The organism is Mycobacterium sp. SMC-11, from assembly GCF_046250095.1.
Lineage (GTDB): Bacteria > Actinomycetota > Actinomycetes > Mycobacteriales > Mycobacteriaceae > Mycobacterium > Mycobacterium heraklionense_A.
This window is the reverse complement of sequence record NZ_CP176430.1, coordinates 1321325-1346582: the sequence shown is the minus strand read 5'-3', so window position 1 is coordinate 1346582 and position 25258 is coordinate 1321325. Positions and strand designations below refer to the sequence as shown.

Genomic DNA, 25258 nt, shown 5'->3' with positions numbered 1-25258 from the left:
AGCGCAACCCCCGGACGATGCCGCCCCGAGGCTAACCGAGACGCGACTGTTTTGTATTGAAAACTGAGACTTCCCGGCAATCAGCCTGACAGGATGCCGCTGACCGAAGTTGTCCACGCCGTGGGTTCCATGCCAGACTTCCGTTATCCGTCCTGGTAATTGACTCCGTCAGGCATGCCTCGTGCACGGCCGAACCGGCTCGCACCGAACCACCGCGGGACACACAAAACATGAATACACGACCTCAAACGTCGATTCCGTAAGTCCCTGCTGATCGCTACGGAGGCGCCAGCCTCTCAGATTTCGCCAAAGCACGGGCGCGCCTCCCGGGCACCCGCGTGCGCAGAGAACGGCCGACCATATCGACACCCCTACCGATCACACCGGTGCAGGTCCGGCATGCCGCGGCATGCCGGACCTGCACCGGTGATCTAACCGGCCGGAGCGGGCTGAGCGCCGTTGCCTCCGGAGCCGCCGGCACCACCGGTGGTTCCGCTGGGTGCGGTCCCGGGCTGGCCGGACCCGCCAGCAACGGCGCCGGCTTTGCCACCGTCACCGCCGTTACCGCCGGTTCCGCCGTCGACGGTTCCGGCGCCGTTGCCACCATTGCCGCCGGTTCCGCCGTCCCCGCCGGGGGCATCGGCAGGGCCGCCGTTGACGTAGCCGCCGCCGGCGCCACCGATGCCACCGTTACCACCGTTACCGGCGTGGCTGGGCCCGAGTCCCAGGTCGTTGGCCGGGGTTTCCACGCCGCCGCTGGAGCCGCCGCTGCCTCCGGTCCCGCCGTTTCCGGCGGTAACCCCGGCGCCACCTGCGCCGCCATTGCCGCCGTTGCCGCCGGACGCGGTCCCGGATCCACCCGCGCCACCGGCGCCGCCGTTGCCGCCGGCCCCGCCATCGGCGAGGATGCTGCCGGCGTTGGCTCCGCCGGCCCCGCCGGCGCCGCCGTTGCCGCCGGTGCTGACCACGCCGGCACCGGTCGCGCCAGCACCGCCCGCACCCCCAGCGCCGCCGTCACCAGCGTCTGATGTGGCGTTGCCAGCGCCACCGCGGCCGCCGGCGCCGCCGTTGCCGCCTTGGCTGTAAGTAGTGCCGTCGTGCTGCCAGCCGGTGCTGCTGCCACCGTTTCCGCCGCTGGCGCCGGCATAGTTGCCGTTGCCGGCGGCGCCGCCGGCCCCACCGTTCCCGCCGGCGTAGGTGCCACTGCCGCCGTTGCCGCCGACTCCCCCGGGACCGGCGGTGAAACCGCCGCCGCCGTTGCCACCGTTGCCGCCGCGGGTCTGAATGGTGGGATCGCCGGTGGCGGCGTTGCCACCGTTGCCGCCGGCACCGCCGCCCCCGCCGCGGCCGTTAGCGCCGTTGCCGCCGTTGCCGCCGTGACCGGCGCTGGCGTAGCCGCCGTCGCCGCCGTCGCCGCCCTTGCCGCCCGGCCCGGCGCCACTGGCGCTGAGGCTGCCAGTGCCGCCGCTACCGCCATTGCCACCGTTGACGCCCGCACCGCCGTTGCCGCCGTTGCCGCCGTCGGCGCCGGTACCCGTTGCCTGGGTGTAGCCGCCGCCGTAGCCGCCACTGCCGCCGTTGCCGCCGTTGCCGAGGTAGTCGCCATTGCCGTCTTGGTAGGCGTCGCCACCGTCGCCACCTCGGCCGCCGTCGGCGGCGGTACCGAACTGCCCAGCCTGGCCGTACATCGGGCTGGTGTAGATCGTGGAGCCTCGGGCGCCTGCCGCGCCGCCCTGGCCGGCGGCGAAATCGAGCGCGACGCCACCGCCGTTACCGCCGTCGACATGCTCGGCGGTGCCGTTGGCGCCGTTCCCGCCGTTACCAGTGGTCCCGGCGTTCCCGCCGTTGCCGCCGTTGCCGAACATGAAGCTGCTGCGTCCGCCGTTGCCGCCGCTGCCGCCGTAACTGCCGTTGCCGCCATTGCCGTCTCCGCCGTTGGCGAAAGTCCCGGCCAACCCGTCTGCACCAGCACCGCCGATGCCGCCGTTACCGCCGTTGCCGAAGAACCAGGCAGAGGCGTTGCCGCCGTTACCGCCGTTGCCGCCGTAAACGCTGGCGTCCGGTGCTGCTCCGCCGTTGCCGCCGTTGCCGCCGAGGCCCATCCAGAGGCCGCCGGCGCCGCCGTCACCGCCGTCGGCGCCCACACCACCGTTGCCGCCCGTTCCGCCGTCGCCGAGCCAGCCTGCCGCGTTGCCTCCGTTACCGCCGGCTACGCCGGCTTCGGTGCTGTTCCAGCCGTCGCCGCCGTCCCCGAGCCACAGGCCGCCGTTGCCGCCGTCGGGGTTCTCGGCGGTGCCGTCGATGCCGTTCCCGATCAGGTATTGGCCGGCCATGGTGTTGATGGCGCCGTTGACCAGCTCACCGAAGTCACTGGTGATCCAGGCCTGCAGACCGTCATGAATCGGGTCGTAGAACCACTGATTGATCATGGTGGTCCAGTCGATGGCATCTACCTCGGCCGGCTCGGGGGTCAGCCATGCCGACGTGTCGAAAAGATCAGCGATCCAATCGAATTCATCGGCCTGGGCCGCCGGTGCGGTGGTTAGCGGGGCCATACCGAAGGCAAGGAATGCGCCCACGGCGCTGGCTGCGCCGACGGCCCGGGAGGAGCGACGCGTATTGGTGTGGTGACTCATGTGCAGCGAGACCTCTCTTGAGAAGTTGGGGGACAAAGGGTTTAGGGGAATCAGAATCCGAGCAGATCGCCCAGCCAACCGAACGCATCGGTGGCCGCACCGGACCCGCCGTCGTCGACCACTACCGGGTCGATGATGGGCAACTCAGCCCCAGCCAACGGTGGGGTCACCACCACCGGGCCTTTGCCGTCCCAACCCGACCCCAGCAGGGCCCCGACGGTTTGACCCCAGGCCTGCATCGCTGCGATCGGCCCGATCCCGGCACTGTTGAGATCCAGAGTTCCCAGCACCGGCACGCCACTGAATTCCAGGCCCACGCTTTGGAAGATCGACCCACCGACCGCCGGCACCTCGGCGGCGACCTCACCGCCGGGGCCCAACACCTGGTAGCTCACCGCGGCCGCACCCGTAGACAGCAACCCACCGAACGCGAAGTCCAGATGGTCCATGTTCATGCCGGCCGGGAAGAAGCCGGCCTCGTTGATCATCGGCAACAAGGCATCCAAGTTCAGGGTGGCGCCGTTGAAGAACGCACCACCCATATTGATCAGAATGTCGAACGGGTTATCGCCGTCGGTGATGCCGTTGAGCAACGCAATCCACGGGCTGATGCCCGGGCCTATCATCCCCATCAACATCGCGCTCGACGGCGAGCCCAGGTAGTCAATGATCGGCAGGATCTGGTCGGGATCAACATCATCGGGCAGATACCCCGCAACCTGACCGAACATCAACTGATGGGTGCCATCCATCGTGTGATTGAGCACCGTGGCGCGGGTCTCGGCGGTCATGTCCTGCATGGCAAACCCGGACAGCACCGCATTGAGATGCAGTTGGATCTGCTCATTGATCGCGTTGATCGAGCCGGCCGGATCATTGGCCAACTGATCCCAGTAACCCATCTGGTTGGCCATGAATTGCTGCATCCCCACACCCGGGGCCAGATACCAATTGTTCAGCATCGTGGTCACATTGGCCGAGGCGGCATTGAGCACGTCATCCCACGCACTGGTCAACGCCACCGCACGAGACTGAACATCGGACAGCGTCGGCAGCGGCGCCGACAGCGGGGTGACCGCAACAAGACCGGCGCCCACCAAAGCCACACCAGCAGTGGCATAGGGACGAAGAATCGGCCGCGCTGCCATCTCCCTTCCACGGTCTCTTTCGCTGATAGCCGTCCGGCCGGATAAATCGGGACAACCCCCCGGCAGCGCATGAGCTTCGCGTGAGCGCCAATTCCCGGTGGTGCCGTTCTGACGAGCCATCTAGGTGCCCCTTCCTGCGGGCCGACAAGTGAACTGAGGTAGGCACAGCAAACCCAGGACGACGGTGTCCGCAGGCTGTTGATGCTGCTCCGGCGAGCCGCCGGCCTGATCTCATCGAGCAGCCAACACGTGGCTGCGACGGCCCGGACAAGGAGCCACTGACGAGAGCGAACGCAACGCTACCTGTCAGCTAGCTAAGCCACACCCAGCTTTCACCCAACTTTTTGAATTCGTTCTCCTGCGATATTTTCTCGCAACCGTCCTGTGCGGCAAAACGCCCTGTTCAGCCGCGCATGACCGGCGGCTTAGCAAACCTCTCGCACATTCTTCCTGTTTCAATCCGAAATTAACGCGCGTCAGATTTTTGCAACGTGTACCTCCCGCATTTTAGGTTTGCCATAAAAGCACCTATTGCCATGCCACCAGGCAGTTATCCCATGCGCTCCGTTTGCCATGAATTGTTCACAATGAGCAGCATTTGTGCCGCGAAACAGGACCACCTGCCACTGTTGCATACTTGCAGGCCGTAACGATTATCCTTGCGGATTGAAACATCGTGCGATGGCTCCTACCAGGCCCCGAGGGCGCGCAGAAGCGCTCATCGGCATTAACGCATTGAAATCCCTACCGCCCTTTAGAGCTGAGATAACGCTGAGGCGCAGCGGGACTGGCGGTGCCCGCCGCACACGCAGCGGCCCGATGCCTAGCCGACGCTGCGACGCCTGACCTTCTGCGCTGCCTTCAGTGGGACGTTGACTCGCCGGCAACTATCGCCCAATGCGATCATCTGCGGCCGCGACATCTGGACGAGGTAGAGGGCGCGCACCGACTGGGCATAGGTGCGGGCCGCCGGCCGCATTCGAGCTCGGCCTTCGCGCGTGATGCTGGCCACCACGCCGCGCCCGTCGGTTCGGCTGCGGCTACGGCGAACCAGACCCTTCGATTCCATCCGCCGCATGAGTTCGGTCAACCTGCTCGGCGCGAGCACCATCGTGTGTGCCAAATCCCCCATCCGGGCCGAACCGTCTGCCGATCGGTCCAGCGCTTCCAGCACCAGGAAATCGAACTGACTCAGATCGTGCCGGGCGAGCAGCCGCCCGTTGATCAAAGCAAGGAGCAAAGTCGACGATTGCAAGAAGTCCTGCCAACACCGCTGCTCGATCTCATCGAGACCCGGCAGGTGATGCGCGGGGATCTCGACACCGTCTTCCTCCACGGCGGGCGACGGTATCGAACGACCCCGCCAGATTGGCGAAGAAACCTCCGCAAGTTCCGCGCCTGGGGCTGATCCATCGACCGATGACGCCGGCGGGCAACGCCTGACTGCGGACAACACGCTGGTCATGAGCCACTTCGATCCCGGCCAGAAAACGGCCGAATTGAACTATCTAGTTCAAGGCGAAAGCTACTCCCAAGTAGGTTTTATAACGCGTTCCAGCGCAATCCCGGGATAGCCGCGCCCCGTGTCAGATAGCCTAAATCTCAGCTCACGCCAGGTAAAGACCCAGTTTTTGCATTTGCCGCATCTCCTAGCAATGCAACATGTGCTAATTAGCTACCCGTAGGTGCGTAATTCACCACGCAAACACCGGCGCGGCAACGTGCTCAGACGTCCAAAACCCACACGGCCCACCGTCGTACGGAGACAAGGAGACCGCTCAGCGCGCGGCTTTCAGCCCCTTGCGGCGCCTATTTGTACTGAGCGAGTCGTTGATCCGCCGGCAGCTGTCGACCAGATTGACCATTTGCTCATGCTTGAGCTGGTTGAGGTAGTGCACGCGGATCCCTTGCGCATAGGTCTCCATCACCGCATGCAGACGCGTGTGTCCAGCACTGGTGATCCGGGGCAGAATGCCGCGCGGGTCGCCCGGGCTCGGGCTCCGGGTGATCCAACCATGGCCTTCCAACCGGCGGATCTGGGTAGACAGCTGCCCCTGTGTCACACCAAGCTCCTCCGCCAACACGCACAGCCGGTGCTCGCGACGCTTGGGCCTGCTCAGCAGCTCCAGCAGAAGGACATCACGTATCGAGAGATCATGTGCGCCCTTGAGGCATACGTTCACTGCGTCAACGACATTCAGTGAGCAAGCCAGAAACTGTTGCCAGCAGTGTTGCTCGATTCCATCGAGCCCAGGGAGCCAGGCTATTGCCTGGAGTTCATGCATCTCGTCCACGGCGCGGGATGTTATCGAAGGATGCGCCGCAGAAACGGGGAACGCGTGTCAATTCCGACATCTCATCGCGGATTCGCCTTGGCGAGATTGGCGGTCAGCTAAGCCCTGCTCGACATGACAGGGCAGGTCAACTGGACATTCCGACTCTTCTGAGAAAACCATCTTTCCGAATAAATTCGTTCAAACGGAAACTACTCGGTTTCGTTCGAGCGGAAACTATTCGTTTCGATAGCGGAGCAATGGAAAACCCGGCGCGACGGGCACAGCCACCTAATCGGTGCCACCGACTCTTTCGAGGTGCGCATGGCTCTCCAGCACTGCGTGAAGACGCACGTAGCCCTCGCTGGTGATCCGGGGCAGAAGGCCGCGCCGGTCGCGCCCGCACGGGCTCCGGGTGACCAGGCCGCGCTCTTCCAACCGACGGACTTGGCCGGCCAACGTGCCCGGCGATACCCCCAGCTTCTGCGCCAACGCGCAGATGCGATGTGCCCGCCGATCCGGCATGCTGAGCAGCTCCAGCAGCAGGACGTCCCGGAGGGTGACGCCGTGTGCACCGCGCAGGCGCACGTCCAGCGCCGCCATCAGATTGACCGAGCCACTGAAAAGCGGTCTCCAGCGACGTTGCTCGAACTCGTCCACGGCGCGGGACGCTAGCGAACGAAGGTCTACCGCACAGCCAAAAGAGCGCCATACCCGACTTGTCGCATGAGTATGTCCCGACGCCAAAGGTGTTCAGCAACACGCCGCCCGACTAGATCTCGCAGGTCAGCGAGATATTCTGGCCCGCAACAGAAAACCACCACTTTGAACCACTTGGTTCAAGGCGAAACCACCAGAATCGCCGAAGCGACAGGCAGGCTCAGGAGTTCGTGGCGAGCGTCAGTTCCATCAATTTGAGCGCCTGCTCGCACGCGTCGATCCCGGGTGCCTGCGGGTTGACCCACCAACCGACCACGCCTGCGGCGTCGCTGGCGACCCCGCAAGAGCCGTTCGGGTCGGCCGGACGCATCACGATCGAGGGCACGCCCACGATGGTCTTGTTCTCGATCTGATACTTCAGGAACTCGGCGACCTTGCGTTCGTTGTCCAAGCTGCCCTGCTCGAACCAGAACCGGGTGATGTCGATCAGCCCGGCCGGGTTGGCCGCCTGCCAGCGGCAGATGGCGCCGACGAAGGTGCTCTGGATGTCGAGCGGGTCCGCCCCCACCGTCTTGGCCAAGATGTCGGTGGTCAGTACCTCGCACTCCTTGAGCAGGTTCGGGTACTGTCGCTCGGAGTTGTTGTTGCGCTTGGTGTCGCCCGCGCCGGCCTTGACCGCGGTGCCGCCCACCTCACGGGAGCAACCCGTCAAGCTGGTCAACACTGCCAACACCGCGATCGCGCTGGCCAGAACCCGGCGGCTCACTTCGAGTTCGCAATCGACTGGCGGGTCAGCTCTTTGGCGACGTCGCACGGATCCGGGAACGGCTTCTGAGCAAAGCTCACCGACCACTCGATGAAGTCATCTTTGAATTGGATGCCGACCTCACACAGGTTGTCGCCCATCGTCGGGGCGGTGCCGATCGCGATGAAACCGCTGTGGCCGTCGATGTTGATGTCCTCCACCGAAGTCCGCGAGACCTCCTCGGTCTTGCGCTCGCGACCGATGGGGCTGCCGCGATACCAGGAGAAGGAGAAGTGCGGGCCCATGATCCCGCCGCGCAGCAGCCACTGGCAGCCCACCGAGTTCTGTGCGGTGCTGATCAACCCGGCCACCCGAGTCAGGTTGGCCATGGTCTCGTCACTGATGCCACCGCACTGCGGGAACGACGGTCCGTGATTGCTCTGCTCGGCCGTCGGCGACGCAGACTGGCTGCCGCCCTGAGCTTCAGGCGAGTCGGAGTCAGAACAGCCGCCGACCATCGGAATCAGGGCAGCGGCCGCCAGGGCCGGGACCGTCAGTTTGCGCCGCACACGATGCACTGTAGCGGCACCGCCGCCCGTCAACCACGACACAGCGGTGACCAGTCGGTTTGTGTCGCCGCCTAGCGCCACAGCAACGCCGCGACCGCACGGATGTGCGACAGTAGCCCCATGCTTCTGGCGCTGCTGCGCTGCTACTTGCTGCCCTACCGCCGACCGGTCGCGGCGGTGATGGCCCTGCAACTGATCAGCACGCTGGCATCGTTGTACCTGCCGACCGTCAATGCCACGATCATCGACGACGGCGTGGTCCGCGGGAACACCGCGATCATCGTCCGGCTGGGCGCGGTGATGCTCGGCGTCACCGGCGTGCAGATGCTGTGCGCCATCGCCGCGGTCTATTTCGGCGCGCGCACCGGGACCGGCTTCGGACGCGATTTGCGCCGGGCGGTGTTCGCTCAGGTGATCCGGTTCTCCGAACGCGAATCCACGCGGTTCGGGGCGCCAACCCTGTTGACCCGCACCACCAACGACGTCCGCCAGATCCAGCTGGTGGTGCAGCTGGGCGCCAGCACGCTGGTCACCGCGCCGATCATGTGCATCGGCGGGGTGCTCATGGCGGTGCACCAAGACGCAGGGCTGGCCTGGCTGCTGGCAGTCAGCGTGCCGGTGCTGGCGCTGGCGAATTACCTGATCGTGTCGCGGATGCTGCCGCTGTTTCGGCGCATGCAGATGCTGATCGACAACATCAACCGGGTGCTGCGCGACCAGCTCACCGGCATCCGGGTGATCCGCGCCTTCGCCCGCGAGCCTTTCGAGCGAGACCGGTTCGCCCAGGCCAACACGGCGCTGTCGGACGCCTCCCTGACGGTCGGGAACCTGCAGGTGCTGATGCTGCCGACCACCACGCTGATCATCAACGCCTCCAGCGTCGCGCTGATCTGGTTCGGCGCGTTACGCATCGATGCCGGAGCGATGCAGGTCGGTTCGCTGATCGCGTTCCTCTCCTACTTCATGCAGATCCTGATGGCCGTGCTGATGGCCACCATGGTGCTGGCGATTCTGCCGCGCGCCGCGGTCTGCGCCGAGCGGATCACCGCGGTGCTGTCCACCGAACCGACCATCGGGCCCCCAGCGCAACCGGTGTCACCGTCCTCGCCGACCGGCGAGATCCGCCTGGACGGGATCGGCTTCCGTTACCCCGGCGCTGACCGCTCGGTGCTAGCCGACGTGTCAATGACCGCGCGGCCCGGCACCACCACCGCGGTGGTCGGCTCCACCGGATCGGGCAAATCCACCCTGGTATCACTGATCTGCCGGTTGCGCGACGTGACCGACGGCGCGGTGTTCGTCGACGGCGTGGACGTGCGCGACCGCGACCCCGAGGAGCTGTGGTCGGGCATCGGCCTGGTGCCCCAGCGCGGCTACCTGTTCTCCGGCACCGTCGCCGACAACCTGCGTTACGGCGCCCCGGCGGGCGCAGTCGTCAGCGACGAGCAGATGTGGGAGGCGCTGCGGGTGGCCGCCGCCGACGACTTCGTGGCAGCCCACCCTGACGGGCTGGCGATGCCGGTGGCCCAGGGCGGGATCAACCTGTCCGGCGGGCAGCGTCAACGGCTCGCGATCGCCCGGGCGGTGATCCGGCGCCCCTCGATCTACCTGTTCGACGACGCCTTCTCGGCCCTGGACACCCGCACCGACGCCCGCGTGCGCGCAGCCCTGCGCGAGGTGGCCGTGCACGCGACGGTGATCATCGTGGCGCAGCGGATCTCGACGGTTATCCAGGCCGATCAGGTGATCGTCCTCGACGACGGCCGGGTGGTCGGCACCGGAACCCACCGCGAGCTGCTGGCCGACTGCCCCACTTATGCCGAGTTCGCCGAATCCCAGTCGGTGACTGCCGGGGTCGGTGGCCAGTGACCGACCCCGTGGCGGCGCCGACGGTATGGGCCGCGAACTTCTGGCCGACCGCGCTGCGCCTGGCCCGCCGGATGGGCCCGCAGCGCCGGCTGGTCGCGGCGGTCATCAGCCTATCGTTGGGCGGTATCGCGCTCGGTGTGGCCGGACCGCGGATTCTCGGTCATGCCACCGATCTGGTGTTCAACGGCATCATCGGCCGCGGACTGCCGGCAGGAATCACCAAACAACAAGCCATCGAGGACGCCGGCGCCGCCGGCCGGGGCACCTACGCCGAGATGCTGTCGCGGATGGACGTGATACCGGGCGCCGGTATCGACTTCGCCGCGGTGGCGCGCACCCTGACGCTGGCGATGGGCCTGTATCTGATTGCGGCGCTGATGGTCTGGACGCAGGCACGGTTGCTCAACGTGATCTTGCAGCGCACCATGCGGGCGCTGCGCCGCGACGTCGAAGACAAACTGCACCGGCTGCCGCTGCGCTACTTCGATACTCAGCGGCGCGGGGAGCTGTTGAGCCGGGTCACCAATGACGTCGACAACACCGCGACATCGGTGTCTATGACGGTCAGTCAACTGTTCTCCTCGGTGCTGACCGTGCTGGTGGTGCTGGCGATGATGCTGTCCATCTCGCCGCTGCTGGCCCTGATCACCGTGGCCGGAGTCCCGGTGACCCTGCTAGCGGTACGGTCGATCACCCGGCGCTCACAACGGCTGTTCGCCGCGCAGTGGGCGGCCACCGGGCAACTCAATGCCCACCTGGAGGAGACCTACAGCGGCTTCACCCTGGTGCGGACATTCGGCCACCGCGACTGGGCACAGCAACGGTTCGACGACTGCAACGACGAGTTGTACCGGGCCGGGTTCGGCGCCCAATTCTTCTCCGGGCTGATCGCACCGGCGACCGGACTGATCGCCAACCTCGGCTACGTCGCGGTCGCGGTCATCGGCGGAATCCAGGTGGCCACCGGACAGATCACCCTGGGCAGCATCCAGGCATTCATCGCCTATGTCCGCCAGTTCAACCAACCGCTGGGCAACCTGGCCTCGATGTTCAACGCCCTGCAGTCCGGTGCCGCCAGCGCCGAGCGGGTGTTTGCCTTCCTCGACGAGGCCGAAGAACCCCCGGCTCCGGCGACGCCGCTGTGGGGCGACCTTGCCGGCCCGCGCGGGCGGGTGGAGTTCCGCGACGTCAGCTTCGGCTACCGGCCCGGCGTGCCGGTGATCGAGGACCTGTCACTGAGCGTGGCAGCGGGCAGCACGGTGGCCATCGTCGGCCCGACCGGGGCCGGCAAGACCACCCTGGTCAACCTGCTGATGCGGTTCTACGACGTGGACCGCGGACAGATCCTGATCGACGGCGTGGACATCACAGCCGTGGACCGCTGTGCACTGCGTTCGTCAATCGGCATGGTGCTGCAGGACACCTGGCTGTTCACCGGAACGCTCGCCGAGAACATCGGCTACGGCCGGCCCGGCGCCACCGAGGACGAGATCATCGAGGCGGCCCGCGCCGCGCATGTCGATCCCTTCGTGCGGACCTTGCCGGACGGCTACGGCACCCGGGTCAACGACGATGGCGGGGCCATCAGCGCCGGCGAGAAGCAGCTGATCACCATCGCCCGGGCATTTCTGGCCCAGCCGCAACTGCTCATCCTCGACGAGGCCACTAGCTCGGTGGACACCCGCACCGAACTGCTGATCCAGCGGGCGATGCGGGAGCTACGCCGGGGACGCACCAGTTTCGTTATCGCCCACCGGCTTTCGACGATCCGCGACGCTGACCTGATCCTGGTGATGCAGGCCGGACGGATCGTCGAGCAGGGCACCCACGCCGAATTGCTGGCCCGTCGCGGGGCCTACTGGGCGATGGCCGAGGGCAACTGAATCAAGGCGCGTCGTCGTCTCGTTGTCCCCCAGCAGCCGCTCTGGGTGGTGGTAGTGGTTGGTACGGGGTTGACCTCTGTCTAGGTGGGGTGGGGGCAGGGTTTGGGTGGTGCCGTCGAGGCGCTTGCGGGTTTTCCAGCCGCCCGAGGTGATGAGTTCGTGGTGGGTGCCGCAGCGCAGGGTCAGGCCGGTGATGTCGGTGCGCCCGGTTTTGGCGTAGTCCTCGTCGTGATGCACTTCGCAGCAGTAGCCGGAAACCGGGCAGTTGGGGTGGGAGCACCCGCGTTCTTTGGCGTAGAGCACGATGCGTTGGGCCGGCGAAGCCAGCCGCTTGGTGTGGAACAGGGCAAGTTCTTTGGCGCCGTCGTAGATGCGTAGGTAGTGGTGGGCGTGGCTGGCCATGGCGATGACGTCGCGCATGGGTAGTCAGGTGCCGCCGCCGGTGTGGGCTTTGCCGGTGCCCGATTCCAGGTCGTCCAGCGCGGCCGAGACGATGATGGCGGCCGGTAAACCGTTGTGCTGCCCCAGGTCCCCGGAAGCCAGTAGGGCGCGGCCCATGGCGGTCAGGGCATCGTGATTGCGTTGGGCGACGCTGCGGGTGTCGGCGTCGATCGCGGCTTGACTGGGGGTCCCGCCGGTGCAGGGAGTCTCATCGCCCGGGTTGCACATGCCAGGGGCAGCCCAGCGGGCCAGTACGGCGTCGAGGGTGGCGCGGGCTTGGGGGTCGAGGTAGCCCTTGATCGGGCTCATGCCATCGCGGTCTTGGGGGCCGAGCACTACACCGCGGCGTTTGGCGCGATCGTCCTCGGTGTAGTTGCCGTCGGGATGCAGGTGATCGGCCAGGCGTTGGGCGAGTTTGGCGAGTTCATCGGGGCGACACTCGGCACCCAATGCAGTTAGGTGCTTTTCGGCCTGGGTCAAGGTGCCGGCATCGATCGCGTCGGGCAGGTAGGTGAAGAACGAGCGGATCACCGCGATGTGAGCGGCACTGATCTTCCCCTCCCGCTGCGCGGTAGCCACCGCGGGTAGTGCCGGTTCCAATGGTTCGCCGGTGAGGGTGCGGCGGTCACCGAGTTCGGCGGCCTCCGCCAGACGCCGCCCGGCCTCACCGCGGGTCAGATGCAACTCGTCGGCCAGCACCCAGCGGGGTTTGCCGCCCAACTCGGCGGGGTCGGTGCCGGCCAGCCGATTGACCAGAGGATGCTCCACCGCGGGAAGGCGCCGCCGCAGCCGCTCGCAGCGCCGCAGCAGCGCCAGGCATTCCCGTGGGGTCAGGGCGTCGAAGTCCAGATCCAGCGCCCGATCCAGGTCAGCGGACAGGGCGTCGAAGACTTCGACGATCTCTTCGCGACTGTTCGAACGCATGTGCTAATAGTAGCGGCGGGAGTCCGACAAGTCGCAGAACTTATCCACAACCAAAACTACTGTTACACAAGTGAATACAGTGACTACTCCATGAGAAAATCACTTGAGGCTGACCCATTGCCGACCAGTAGCTACAAGCGTAGATTCGACTGCGAAGCAGGCTCGGACATGACCGTAATCCGAAGAGCTGGACAAGAGGGTGAAAGCCAGCCGCGCTGGAAGTGTAGACGCTCCCATGTCAGTCCGGGCCTGCCCTAATTTTCGGTGACGGCCCACTCTGGAGCCACATGAATAGTTGCCCGGCTTTGGGCGATTAGCCTCAACGCGGCGCGTATCACGCACCCGCATGAGTCGCTCAAAGCCGGGCAACTTTCCAATCCCCCGGGCGCCGCCAAGCCCCCCGGGGGTCGCCCATCAGAGCTTCAGGTGCAGCACATCGGCGAGCGGCCGCCGCGGTGTCGACACCGGGGGTTTCTCCAGCGCCGGAGCACCACCGACGCGCACCAACACCTGGGGCAGACCATCGCCGCCGACCAGTCCAGCAAGCAGCGCCCGGCCTGCGGGCACCTCGGTCAGATGCGTTACCGGACACGTCGCCAAGCCCGCCATGGTGCATTCCAGCAGCACCGTCGAGAGCGCCTCACCGCAGGCCAGCGCATCGCCCGGCTCGTCGCTGGCAGTCGACAACAGCACGATCTTCGAGTGATCGTCGCCAACCTCGGTGCGTCGTTCCCGGTTGTGGGTGACCGGGAAGGTTCGCCCGATGTCAACCCGGTCGCTTTCGGCGGCCGAGACCAGAGCGCTCTCCGGAATCCCATCAGAGACCTCGAACGGTGCTGTCCACCAACCGAGTTCAGCGTGATACGACGAGTCGTACAGGCGCAATGCCTCGGCAAGCTCGGACGCCTCGGCAAGTTTCGAGCGCAGCTCATCGGCGAGCACGCTCAGCCGCACCGGGCCGGTCACCGTGTCGTACAGCACCGTCTCGAAGGGGCCCCAGTTGTTCGGCGCCATGAACGGCAGTCGATCAGTGTGGCGGGTCAGGATCGCACCGGCACGATAGCGGTCCAGATCGGTGACCCGGTCTGCGGCCGTGAATCCGACCGAGGCCAGGTGCTCTGGCTGCGCGGCATCCGGGAACCGCTCGATCTCCGCGGTCCAGCCGGCCGCAGCCATTGCGACGCGCAGGTGATCCAGCACGGCGCCGCAACTGATCAATGCCTCCCGCGCCGACTGGTCGCCGTGCACGGCGCGAGTCGGATCCAGGTACAGGTCCAGCCGGCCTCGGTCGGCCACCCATCGCCATGGCTGGCTGTTGTGCAGCGACGGCGCCCGGCAGGCCAGCCGCACCGCTTCGGTGAGGACCTCGTAATCCACGGTCGTGTCCAGCATCAGCCACCTCCAACGGGTCTGTCGCCTTCAGGCTCCCAGCCGCCTCCCAGGCGCAACAGGGGCCGTTAGTCACCGACCGGTCGGCGTTGGACCCCGCTTCAGTCGTCGGCGCGGTGGCGGACACGGAACAGATTCACCTCGCTCTTGATGCCCTTGAGGTGACGTCCGCCGGCGAACGACCATTGGAAGTCGGCAGATTCGGTCAACGCCACCCGCACCGGCTCAGCGACCAGCACCGTGCCCGGTCGGGCGACCCCGGTTATCCGGCTCGCGGTGTTCACCGGGCTGCCGAACCAGTCCCCGACCCGGCTCACCGCCTCACCGGAGGCGATACCGGCACGAAGCCGAGGCAAGGTGTCGTCGGCCTGGGCCGCCTCAACCAGCCTCAACACCGCACCGACCAGCGGCGCCGGCTCCGGGCAGACAAACATCACCGCGTCGCCGATGGTCTTGATGAAGCGCACCGGCGGCACGGCGATCTCGCGCCCCAGCACGGTCAGGCGTTCGGCGAGCTGAACCAGCTCCTCGGGGGGCACCATCTCCCCGAGCCGGGTGAAGCCGACCAGGTCGGCGAATGCGACGGTGATCTGGCGCGCTCCCGGCAGCGGTGCGCCGGCCAGGCGCTCGCTGGCGGTGACGGCGTCGATGTCGAGCTGATGACGCAGCTGCATCATCAGCATGTCCTGGACGAACGGACCCAACATCGGCGCAAGCCCCGCCACCAGATCCCGCGACCGCTGGGCGATCTGCAACTCGGTGACGCCCGGCTCGCCGATCGCAGACAACACCGTGAAGCGCATGAATTCCGCGGTGTGCGCCAGCCCATCGGCCAACAACCGAGCGGTCTGCAGGGCCTGCTCGGCGTCGATGCCGGCGTCGATGAAGCGGCGCGCATGCAGGGCGATGCTGGCGTCGGCCCGCATCTGCGCCGGGGCGTCCGGGTCGTCCATCCAGGGCAGCCCGACCGCACGCTGCAGACGCTGCAACTGTTCGAGGTCGACTCCGCTGGATTCACTGATCTCGCGGGCCGAGACGTAGGTGCCGTCGTCGCCGACCAGCCGTCGCGACGCCAACAACATCGGCGAGACGTTGCCGCGGATCTCCTCGGCGGTGATGCCCTGTCCCAGCAGCCATTCGATCAGTTCGGCACGCTCGGCACGCGCAGTGCCCTCCAGCCCGGCCAGCAAGTCCTCGATCTCAGGGTCCCCCACACCGCAAACGTATCTCGCGGCAGACTGACGGAGTGGCTGAAGTCTTCGATGCGCTGACCCCCGAACAACTCCGTGCCCGCAACACCATCAAGTGGAATCACTTCGCCCCCGACGTGCTGGCGCTGTGGATCGCCGAGATGGACTTCCCCACCGCGCCCGCGGTGCTCGACGGGGTGCGCGCCTGCGTGGCCAACGAGGAGTTCGGCTATCCGGCGCTGGGCTCCGACGCATTGCCAGTGGCACTCACACAATGGTGCGAACGCCGCTACGGCTGGCCTATCCAGCCGGAATGGGTGCGGGTGGTGCCCGACGTCCTCAAGGGCATGGAGGTGGTGATCGAGTTCCTCACCCGTCCAGAGAGCCCGGTGGTGCTGCCGGTACCGGCCTACATGCCGTTCTTCGACCTGTTGACCGTGACCGGCCGTCAACGTATCGAAATCCCTATGACACAGCAGGATTCAGGTCGCTACCTGATGGACCTGGATGCCCTGGACGCCGCGTTCGCCGCCGGCGCCGGATCGCTGATCTTGTGCAACCCGAACAACCCGCTGGGCACCGCCTTCACCGCCGAAGAGCTCAGTGCGATCGTGGACATCGCCGCACGCCACGGCGCCCGGGTGATCGCCGACGAGATCCACGCCCCCCTGGTCTACGACCGTCCCCACGTCGCGGCTGCCTCGGTGTCGCCCGCCGCCGCCGACACCGTCATCACGCTGATGTCGGCCTCCAAAGGCTGGAACCTGCCCGGGCTGATGTGCGCCCAGGTGATCCTGACCAATCCGCGCGACGCCGCCGCCTGGGACCGAATCAACATGCTGCACACCATGGGCGCCGCCACCGTCGGCATCAGCGCCAACCTTGCCGCCTACCGCCACGGTGGACCGTGGCTGGACGCCCTGCTGACCTACCTCCGAGCCAACCGCGACCACCTCAGCACAGCGCTTCCCGCGGCATTGCCGGGCCTGCGGGTCAGCCATCCCGAGGCCACCTACCTGGCTTGGCTCGATTTCCGGGCGCTGGGGCTGCCCGCCGAACCGGCCGAGATCCTGCTGGCCGACGCGCGCGTGGCACTGAGCCCCGGCATCCCGTTCGGCGGCGGACGGGGATTCGCGCGGCTGAACTTCGCGACCACCCGGGCGATCCTGGACCGGGCGATCGAGGCGATGGCCGGTGCGCTGACTTGATCGCAGCGGCGACCCGCGGCGCCCGGCTCCGCCGCGCTTGCGATCGCCTTGATCGCTAACGGCGACCCGCGGCGCCCGGCTCCGCCGCGCTTGCGATCGCCGTGATCGCTAACGTGGCGGGCATGTCTTGTGTGTTCTGCGCCGTGGTCGCCGGTGACGCGCCGGCGGTGCGGGTTTACGAAGACGACGAGTACTTGGCGTTTCTTGACATCCGGCCGTTCACCCGCGGCCACACCCTGGTGATCCCCAAACAGCACTTCGTGGACCTGACCGACACGCCGGCGCCCACCCTGGCCGGCATGCTCACCGTCGGGCAGCGGATCGCCCAGGCCGCACGCGCCTCCGGGCTGCACGCCGACGGCAACAACCTGGTGATCAACGACGGCCGGGCAGCCTTTCAGAGCGTGTTCCACATCCACCTGCACGTGGTCCCGCGTCGTGACGGGGACCGGCTGTCCTTCGCCAAGGGTCTGCTGGTGCGGCGAGACCCGAACCGCGAGGCCACCGGGAAGATCCTGCGAGCCGCACTGGCCAGCAGCGGCACCGCGCAGTCAGACTGAAGCGATGGATCATCTCCCTTGGATTGAACGGGTGGGCGTTCGAGTGCTTACCCTGCACAACCTGATCTACCAACGGACCGGCGGCCGGATCGGCCACAAGGTGCCGGGTCTGCCGCCCAACCTGTTGCTGCATACCGTCGGGGCGAAAACGGGCCAGGCGCGCACGTCGACGCTGTCCTACGCTCGCGACGGCGACACGTACCTGATTGTCGCGTCGATGGGCGGCGCGCCCCGCTCCCCTGGCTGGTACCACAACCTCAGGGCCAACCCGGATGTGGAAATCAACGTCGGGCCGAAGCGTCTGCGGGTCACCGCGCAGCCGGTGCTGCCCGACGACGCGGACTACGCCCGGCTGTGGCGAATCGTCAACGACAACAATGCGAATCGGTACGATGGCTACCAGCACCGCACCACTCGGCCAATCCCCGTGGTCAGGCTCACTCCGGTGCGCTGAACTCAGTAAGCACTATTTCTGAGAGTAGTTCGCTGTTCTCCTTTGCTCAGGTATCACTCAGCTAGTACTTTGGGGCGATGAGTCGTCAGGGTGGGCCGGGTAAGTCGAAGTCAGCACGCCGGCGCCTGGCGGGAGCCGGAGCGGCGGTCGGCACGTTCCTCGCTGTCGGGCTGACGCCCGCTGCTGGATCGGCACACGCCGACGGGATGGACTTCGACTGGCTGATCGACATGTTCACGCCGGCCGCCGGAGTGGCCGCGGACACCAGCCCATTCGACTCCGCGGCATGGTTTGACCAGCTCTTCTACGACCCGTTCCACACGTCCATCGACAACTGGATCAACAGCGACTTCGGAACGATGGTCAATGGCTGGATCAATACCGCCGCCGGCCAGATCCTGATCGGTAACGGTGCTGACGGCACCGCAGAAAACCCCAACGGCGGCGCCGGCGGCCTGTGGTTCGGCGACGGCGGAAACGGCTTCGACCAGAGCGAGGCCGGGGTGGCCGGCGGCAATGGCGGAGCGGCCGGCATGTTCGGTGACGGCGGGGCCGGCGGCGACGGTGGAGCCGGCGCGGCGGGCGGCATCGGCGGCGCCGGCGGGTCGTTCATGGGCAACGGCGGCGCCGGCGGCGCAGGCGGAATCGGTATCAACGGCGAAACCGCCGGAGTTGGCGGTGCCGGCGGCGATGCCGTCGCCTGGCTGTTTGGCAACGGCGGCGCCGGTGGCGTCGGCGGAGCGGGATTTGTCGGTGCGACTGGTGCCCTCGGCGGAACCGGTGGCACGGGCGGCGGCGGGGGCGCCGGCGGGACGAGCCTGTCAACACTGTTCGGAGACGGCGGCCGGGGCGGCAACGGCGGGGCCGGCGGGTCCGGCGGCAACGGCGGGGCCGGTACCGATGGCCACACCGGAGATTTCGCCATCAATGGCGGCACGGGAGGCAATGGCAGCGACGGCGGATACGGCGGAAGCGGCGGCCAGGGCGGCAATGGAGGGGCCGGTGGCGCATCGGGTCGCGGTACTGCCGGAGCAAACGGCGATGGCGGCGCCGGTGGCCAAGGCGGCGCGGCCGGTGTGGGTGGTACCGGCGGAACCGGAGCGGCAGGCACAGCCGCCCACCTGGACGGCGGCACGGGCGGCAACGGCGGCAACGCCGGCGCAGCAGGAAACGGCGGGGCCGGCGGGATGTCCGGGGCCGGGGGTCTGGCAGGCACCGGTGCCCAAGGTGCTGCCGGTGCCGTCGGAGTGGCCGGCCGCAGTGGGGGCAACGGCGGCGACGGCGGGGCGGGCTTTGCCGCCACCACCGGAGCCGCCGGTAACGGCGGCACCGGAGGTAACGGCGGCAACGGCGGCGTGTACGGCGACGGCGGTCACGGCGGCGCCGGCGGCGCGGGCGGGCTCGGTGCCCACGGCAGCAATGCGACCGGTAATGGTGTCGCCGGTGGTTCCGGTGGTATCGGCGGCAATGGCGGGAACGGCGGCGTAGGCGGTGCGGGCGGAACCCTCGGTGGCGATGCCGGCAACGGTGGCGCCGGCGGCTACGGCGGCATGGGCGGGACCGGCGGCACCGGATCCGACGGCGCCAACAGCAGCGTTGCCGGCGGCGCCGGCAGTAATGGCGGCAACGGCGGCACCGGCGGGACCGGTGGCACCGGTGGCAACGGCGGCGCGGGCGGCACCGCCGCACACGGCGCCGCAGGGCTTGAGGGTGCGGGCGGACGCGGCGGCCACGGCGGGTACGGCGGCAATCCCGGCGACGGCGGCAACGGCGGCAATGGCAGTGCGGCCCATCCGGATGGCGGTCGCGGCGGCAACGGCGGCATGTTCGGCACGAGCGGCTACGGCGGCAACGGCGGCCTTGGCAGTCCGCCCGGCAATGGCGGTGATGGCATCCCGGGCGGGGCCGGCAGTGATCCGTCGCCGACCGCCCCTGCCGGGAACGGCGGCAACGGCGGCAACGGCTTCAATGCCGTCACCCCGGGAGCCAACGGCGGCAACGGCGGCGCCGGCGGGACCGGCAGCCTGCACGGCAACGGGGGCAACGGCGGGGCCGGCGGCAACGGCGCGGCCGGCGCCAACGGCAACCCGGTCGTCAACAACGGCAACGCCGGAGACGGCGGCAACGGCGGCAAGGGTGGGGCCGGCGGAAACTCGCTCGGCGACGGCAACGGCGGCAACGGCGGTGCCGGCGGCAAGGCCGGAGACGGCGGCCGCGGCGTGGACCAGAGCCAGCTGCCTCCCAGCGCCACCCTGCCCGGCAGCGGCGGCAACGGCGGAGCGGGCGGCATAGGCGGCGCCGGCGGCAGCAGCGCCTACGCACAGGGAACTGGCACCGGTAATGGTGGTGCCGGTGGCGCCGGTGGGGCCGGCGGCAACGGCGGCGGCAACGGCATCGCCACGCTGGACGTGGCCAACAACGTGCAATACGGCAGCGGCGGTGACGGCGGGGCCGGCGGCGTCGGCGGCAACGGCGGGCTGGGTTACGGCGGAGCGCTCGGCGGCGGCACCGGCTTCGACGGCGGCAACGGCGGCGCCGGCGGCAGTGGCGGCGCGGGTGGTTCTGCCTACGCCGGCAACGCCGCCGCGGGTGAGCACGGCAGGTTCGGCACCAACGGTGACGGCGGTGCCGGCGGCGGGGGCGGTACCGGTGGCGGAGGCGGCACCGGCGGGGCCGGCGACAACAGCGCCGGCGGTACCGGCGGCAATGGCGGTAATGGCGGGGCGGCCGGTGGCGGCGGGGCTCCCGGCTCCGGGCTCTACGCCCAGCCCGGAATCAACAAGGCACCTGTCGGCATCGGCGGGGACGGCGGCAACGGCGGGGCCGCTGGCGCCGGCGGCTCCGGCGGCAAGGGCGACACCGGGTTCAACGGCGGCACCGGCGGAAACGGCGGCGTCGGGGGCGCCGGCGCCAACGGCGGGAGCGCCACCGGCACCTACTACGCGCAGGGCTCCAGCGGCGGTGACGGCGGACACGGCGGCGCCGGCGGTAACGCCGGAGCGGGCGGAGCCGGCGGTTTGGGCGCCCACGCGGGCAGCGGCGGCAACGCCGGCGCTGGCGGCCATGGCGGCAATGGCGGTGACGGCGGCGACGCCACCCTGACCGGAACGAACGTGCACGGTGGGGCGGCCGGTGACGGCGGCGACGGCGGGGCTGCGGGTGCGGTAGCCGCTGGCGGGCTCGGAGCCAACGGCGGCAGCGGCGGCGACGGCGGCGACGGTGGACGTGGCGGCGCAGTCGGCAGCAACGGCGCCAACGGCGCCGGAGGCGCGGGCGGGGCCGGTTCCGGCACCGGGCACGCCGGCGAGACCGGTGGCCCCGAGGGCCCGGTCAACGCCACCATTCCGCTGTACCTGCAAAGCGGCGGCATCAGCCCGATCGTCTACATCTCGATCAACGGCGGCCCACCGGTGCCGGTGCAGATCGACACCGGCTCCACCGGCCTGACGATTCTGAGCAGTGCGGTCGGCAACCCCGGCAGCCTCGGCAACGTGCTGCTGTCGGGCAATGCCAGCTACGCCGGACTGGGCAACAACAGCTACGGCTACCAGACCTACAGCACCACGGTGGGATTCTGCGAAAAGCTTGCCTGCTCGGGAGACCTTGTCACCGACCCCACCGGTGTCAACGTGGTCACTTCCGGGTCGAACGCACTGATGACGCAGTACTTCAACCAGTACGGCATCGTCGGAGTCCTGGGTATCGGTCCCAACAACGGCTATGCCGGCACGTCGACGATCATCTCGGCGCTGCCCGGTGCGCTCAACCAGGGCGTGCTCATCGACGAGCAGACCGGCCAAGTAATTTTCGGACCGAACCCACTCGATCCCGAGACCTCCGTCTCCGGATCGCCCTTCGTGGACACGATGATCTCCATCAACGGCGCTCCCCCGGTGGCCGTCACGACCTCGATCGACTCGGGCGGCATGTACGGCAGCATCCCGCAGTCGCTGTTCCCGCAACTCGGGGTCGGCACGCAGGTGCCGGCCGGGACGGTGATCTCGGTGTACAACGCCGACGGCAGCACCCTGCTGTACTCCTACACCACCACGAACAACGGTCCGTATGTGACGTCCGGTGGGGCGGCCAACAGCGGCTACTACCCGTTCTCGGTGAACCCGGTCTACATCGACTACCGGCCCAGCGGTTACGGGGCGACCATCATCAGCCGCTAGGTTCATGGCGGCGACCCGCTTCGCCCGGCTCCGCCGCCCTCGCGATCGCCGCTAAGGCCTTACAGCAGCTCCTTGGCCAACAGTTCGCAGGTGCGTTCCCGGCCGGGCGCGGTGGCCGGGTCGGTGCCGCGGTGCGCCGAAGCGACCGGGTTGATCATCACCTCGTCGACGGCGAAGTGCTCCGCCAGTGCGGTGAGCTGCTCGGCCGCTTCGGCCGGTGTGCCGACGACCGCGCGCCGCAAGCCGCTGTAGATGATGCGTTGTTCGGAATCGGAGACCGCTGCCGCCTGCGCGTCCTCGACCAGATCGACCGCTCCCAGCGGCCGCCCGGTCCGCAACCGAGCCATCATCTGCAGATTGGGCAGCATCAACGCCATTGCCTCATCACGGGTTTCGGCAACCGATGCGTTGACGGTCAGAAATGTCGTCGGCGCCGCGCACACTTCGCTCGGCGTGAAATTCTCCCGGTAGTAGGCCAGCGCATCCTCGGTGCCCTGGCCGGAGAAGTGGTGGGCGAACACGTAAGGCAGCCCCTTGGCCGCGGCCAGCCGCGCCGAATACATGCTCGACCCCAACAGCCACAACCGCGGCTCGCCGGCGGCAGCCGGAGTGGCCTTGAGCAGATAGTCCCCGTCACGCAGCTGGACCTGCACCCCGCGGCTGCTCATCATCGCCCGCACATGGTCGAGATAGTCGGGAAAGTTCTCGATGTCTTCGTCGCCACGGCCTGAGCGCAGCATGACCGAGGTGACAGGGTCGGATCCGGGCGCCCGTCCGATGCCCAAGTCGATGCGGCCGGGTGCGGCGGCCTCCAACAATGCGAACTGTTCGGCGACGGCCAGCGGGGCATGGTTAGGCAGCATCACCCCGCCCGAACCGAGCCGCACCCGCGACGTCTGCGCGGCGAGGTAGGCGAGGAGTACCGGCGGGCTGGTGGCACCTACCGAAGGCATGTTGTGGTGTTCGGCCACCCAATATCGGGTGAACCCGAGGCGGTCAGCAGTCTGGGCCAGCCGTACCGTCGCAGCCAGCGCATCAGCGGTGGACTGGTCGGTGCGGACCGGGACGAGATCAAGAACGGAAAGACGCACGCTGCTACTCAACACCGGGACTCAGCCGGATAGTCCCGCCAGCCCCGAAGCCTGCGCAAAGATGTCGTCCAGCATGGCCGGGGTCAGCCGGCCGGTGAACATGTTCTGTTGACTGGGGTGATAGCAGCCCAACAGCCGCAATGCCGGACCGAGTTCGGCGATCGCGCCGTGCCCGAACTTCGGTTTGGGTTTGGGCATCTGCTCGGCGGCGATCCGCAGCGCGATCTGCCAGGCGAAGCCGCCCAACGCGATCACCACCCGCACGTGTGGCGCGATCAGTTGCCATTCGGAGTCGATCCAGGGTGCGCAGGTGTTGCGCTCGACCGTCGTCGGAGCGTTCTCCGGCGGGGCGCAGCGCACCGGGGCGATGATCCGGATGTCGGTGGCGTGCAGGCCATCCGCAGCGTCGACGCTGGTGGGCTGGTTGACCAGGCCGGCCCGGTACAGCGCGGCGTAGAGCTGGTCGCCGGACCGGTCGCCGGTGAACATCCGTCCGGTGCGGTTGGCACCATTGGCGGCCGGGGCCAATCCGACGATCACGATCTTGGGTTTCGGGGAGCCCCAGCCCGGCACCGGCCGCCCCCAGTAGGGCTGGTCGGCGAAGGACTTTCGCTTGGCGAGTGCCACCTGTTCGCGCCAGGTCACCAGCCGCGGGCAGGCCCGGCAGACGCTGATCAGCGCGTCGAGTTCGTCGATCGACTCGACTTGCTCGGCCAGCTGCACCACGTGCGCAGCGTCGGCGGCCGGTGGCGTTTCCGGGGTTGCCGGGTCGCCGGGCCACCCGGCCCCGGGCGGCACCGGGGAGGCGAACGGCTGACCGGTGCGGGGGTGGTTGAGCATTGGTCTACTGTGCACGCTCTGGGATCCGATGCCCAGTATCGGCACGGTGCGGGCGCACGGCAACGCTTAGCGGGAGCTCTCGGACAAATTGGCGCGGACCTGCGCATAGGCGTGTGCGAACAGGTCCACGTCACGCGGACTGAGCAGATCGAAAAGGTTGCGCCGCAACGCGGCAACGTGCCCACCGGTAACCGACTCCAATTTCGCCTGCCCGGCTTCGGTCAGCTCGGCGAACCAGCCGCGCCTGTCCTCGTCGCACCCGACGCGGCGCAGCCACCCCGCTCTGGCCAATCGACTCACCGCCCCGGCGATCCCGCCACGAGTCGCTACCGCCGCCTCGGTGAGCTCACCCATCCGCAACCTGCGGTGCTGCGCTTCGGACAACAACATCAATACCTCGAAATCGGCAAAGGTGATGCCGCCGTCGGCAAATAGCTGAGCTTCGAGCTCGCGCAGTAGCAGCCGAGTGCTGTCCAGATATGCCCGCCACATGCGCTGCTCGGCTTCACTCAGCCATCGGCCCTCTTCCGTCACGACTAGCCTGCCCCTTGGTGGTTGCTCTTACAACTATGAAATGGGAGTCAACGTGGCCCATATGCCGACATCGACCAAATGTCTCCACAGGAAAAACCAGCTTCAGCGCGGACATTGGTACGCCCGCGACGCCGATGGCACCCGAGTGCAATCAGGTCATTGTAATTGTTGTATCAACTAGTTCGCCGTACTGCTTTCGAGCGTTGCCCCGTTGCGCTGCTGCCATAACCGGTAGACGTCCACCGCGTCGTCGCGCGGGTCGTGCCGCATGGGGAGTCGCCGCTGATCCCAGGGCTTGGCGAACTCGTCGTAGAAGGTGTTGAGCTCGAAGTACTTTCGGTCATCGACGTAGTACGGCTCATAGGCCTCACGGGTGGTCAAGAAGACGACCTCGTCCGGCGAGCAGTAGTACAACGCACCCAGACACATCGGGCACGGCGAGGCCAGGATGTAGATGGTGGCGCCGATCAGGTGCTCGGCGCCCAGCGCCGTGCAGGCCTGCCGAATGGCGAGAATCTCCGCGTGCGCGGTGGGATCGTTCGTTTGGGCGACCCGGTTCGGACTTTCGGCCAGAATCGCACCGTCCTTGACGATCACCGTCGCGAACGGACGCCCGCCCTCCTCGACATTGCGGCGGGCAAGCTCAATGGTGTGTTGCGCGAAATCCAT

Annotated in this window: 19 protein-coding genes and 1 pseudogene; 6 read left to right on the top strand and 14 right to left on the bottom strand. The window is 67.8% G+C overall.

Annotation, left to right across the window (positions count from 1 at the left end; genetic code table 11):
- Positions 1–431: 431 nt before the first annotated feature.
- The 7 genes from ACKY0X_RS06420 to ACKY0X_RS06390 all read right to left on the bottom strand — a co-directional run bounded on the left by ACKY0X_RS06420 (position 432) and on the right by ACKY0X_RS06390 (position 7980).
- Positions 432–2636, bottom strand: a complete 2205-nt coding sequence (locus ACKY0X_RS06420) for a PGRS repeat-containing protein (protein ID WP_409428764.1) — start codon at positions 2634–2636, stop codon at positions 432–434.
- Positions 2637–2686: 50 nt separating this feature from the next.
- Positions 2687–3784: an outer membrane porin GjpA gene (gene gjpA / locus ACKY0X_RS06415; RefSeq protein ID WP_409428763.1), complete on the bottom strand. Its 1098-nt coding sequence runs from the start codon at positions 3782–3784 to the stop codon at positions 2687–2689.
- Between the two features lie 823 nt (positions 3785–4607).
- Positions 4608–5120: a MarR family winged helix-turn-helix transcriptional regulator gene (locus tag ACKY0X_RS06410; protein WP_409428762.1), complete on the bottom strand. Its 513-nt coding sequence runs from the start codon at positions 5118–5120 to the stop codon at positions 4608–4610.
- Between the two features lie 442 nt (positions 5121–5562).
- The gene (locus tag ACKY0X_RS06405) at positions 5563–6069 is read right to left on the bottom strand and encodes a MarR family winged helix-turn-helix transcriptional regulator (RefSeq protein ID WP_406760101.1); all 507 of its coding nucleotides are present in this window, start codon (positions 6067–6069) and stop codon (positions 5563–5565) included.
- A gap of 279 nt (positions 6070–6348) precedes the next feature.
- On the bottom strand, positions 6349–6717 hold the full coding sequence (locus tag ACKY0X_RS06400) for a MarR family transcriptional regulator (protein WP_409428761.1): 369 nt from the start codon (positions 6715–6717) through the stop codon (positions 6349–6351).
- Positions 6718–6937: 220 nt separating this feature from the next.
- Entirely contained in the window at positions 6938–7483 is a 546-nt protein-coding gene (locus tag ACKY0X_RS06395) for a DUF3558 domain-containing protein (protein ID WP_409428760.1), read from the bottom strand.
- On the bottom strand, positions 7480–7980 hold the full coding sequence (locus tag ACKY0X_RS06390; RefSeq protein WP_065039900.1) for a DUF3558 domain-containing protein: 501 nt from the start codon (positions 7978–7980) through the stop codon (positions 7480–7482). Before ACKY0X_RS06390 ends, ACKY0X_RS06395 begins: the two co-directional genes overlap by 4 nt.
- 171 nt (positions 7981–8151) lie before the next feature.
- Here ACKY0X_RS06390 and ACKY0X_RS06385 point away from each other — a divergent pair, with 171 nt between their 5' ends.
- Positions 8152–9900, top strand: coding sequence for an ABC transporter ATP-binding protein (locus ACKY0X_RS06385; RefSeq protein ID WP_409428759.1), 1749 nt, complete (start codon positions 8152–8154; stop codon positions 9898–9900).
- Complete coding sequence (locus ACKY0X_RS06380) at positions 9897–11783, top strand: ABC transporter ATP-binding protein (RefSeq protein ID WP_409428758.1); 1887 nt, start codon at positions 9897–9899, stop codon at positions 11781–11783. Before ACKY0X_RS06385 ends, ACKY0X_RS06380 begins: the two co-directional genes overlap by 4 nt.
- Positions 11784–11801: 18 nt before the next feature.
- Here the strand turns inward: ACKY0X_RS06380 and ACKY0X_RS06375 are convergent.
- From ACKY0X_RS06375 to ACKY0X_RS06365, 3 genes and pseudogenes are all read right to left on the bottom strand, one after another.
- Positions 11802–13148 (bottom strand): annotated as a pseudogene (locus ACKY0X_RS06375) (13E12 repeat family protein); the annotation flags it as partial.
- Positions 13149–13562: 414 nt separating this feature from the next.
- Complete coding sequence (locus ACKY0X_RS06370; RefSeq protein ID WP_409428757.1) at positions 13563–14540, bottom strand: Acg family FMN-binding oxidoreductase; 978 nt, start codon at positions 14538–14540, stop codon at positions 13563–13565.
- 98 nt (positions 14541–14638) lie between these two features.
- Positions 14639–15751, bottom strand: coding sequence for an adenylate/guanylate cyclase domain-containing protein (locus ACKY0X_RS06365; protein ID WP_409428756.1), 1113 nt, complete (start codon positions 15749–15751; stop codon positions 14639–14641).
- A gap of 32 nt (positions 15752–15783) precedes the next feature.
- Here ACKY0X_RS06365 and ACKY0X_RS06360 point away from each other — a divergent pair, with 32 nt between their 5' ends.
- The 4 genes from ACKY0X_RS06360 (at position 15784) to ACKY0X_RS06345 (ending at position 22124) form a co-directional block, all read left to right on the top strand.
- On the top strand, positions 15784–16935 hold the full coding sequence (locus ACKY0X_RS06360) for a MalY/PatB family protein (RefSeq protein ID WP_409428755.1): 1152 nt from the start codon (positions 15784–15786) through the stop codon (positions 16933–16935).
- 122 nt (positions 16936–17057) lie between these two features.
- The gene (locus ACKY0X_RS06355; protein ID WP_409428754.1) at positions 17058–17495 is read left to right on the top strand and encodes an HIT family protein; all 438 of its coding nucleotides are present in this window, start codon (positions 17058–17060) and stop codon (positions 17493–17495) included.
- Between the two features lie 4 nt (positions 17496–17499).
- The gene (locus ACKY0X_RS06350; RefSeq protein WP_409428753.1) at positions 17500–17949 is read left to right on the top strand and encodes a nitroreductase family deazaflavin-dependent oxidoreductase; all 450 of its coding nucleotides are present in this window, start codon (positions 17500–17502) and stop codon (positions 17947–17949) included.
- A 77-nt stretch (positions 17950–18026) separates the two neighbouring features.
- Positions 18027–22124, top strand: coding sequence for a PecA family PE domain-processing aspartic protease (locus ACKY0X_RS06345; protein ID WP_409428752.1), 4098 nt, complete (start codon positions 18027–18029; stop codon positions 22122–22124).
- Positions 22125–22183: 59 nt separating this feature from the next.
- Here ACKY0X_RS06345 and ACKY0X_RS06340 read toward each other — a convergent pair whose 3' ends face one another.
- The 4 genes from ACKY0X_RS06340 to ACKY0X_RS06325 form a co-directional block, all read right to left on the bottom strand.
- Positions 22184–23215 (bottom strand): LLM class flavin-dependent oxidoreductase, encoded by a 1032-nt coding sequence (locus tag ACKY0X_RS06340; RefSeq protein WP_409428751.1) that lies wholly within the window; start codon positions 23213–23215, stop codon positions 22184–22186.
- A gap of 21 nt (positions 23216–23236) precedes the next feature.
- Positions 23237–24055 (bottom strand): uracil-DNA glycosylase, encoded by an 819-nt coding sequence (locus ACKY0X_RS06335; protein WP_409428750.1) that lies wholly within the window; start codon positions 24053–24055, stop codon positions 23237–23239.
- Between the two features lie 66 nt (positions 24056–24121).
- Positions 24122–24547 (bottom strand): MarR family winged helix-turn-helix transcriptional regulator, encoded by a 426-nt coding sequence (locus tag ACKY0X_RS06330; RefSeq protein ID WP_409429530.1) that lies wholly within the window; start codon positions 24545–24547, stop codon positions 24122–24124.
- 219 nt (positions 24548–24766) lie between these two features.
- Positions 24767–25258 (bottom strand): nucleoside deaminase, encoded by a 492-nt coding sequence (locus ACKY0X_RS06325; protein WP_409428749.1) that lies wholly within the window; start codon positions 25256–25258, stop codon positions 24767–24769.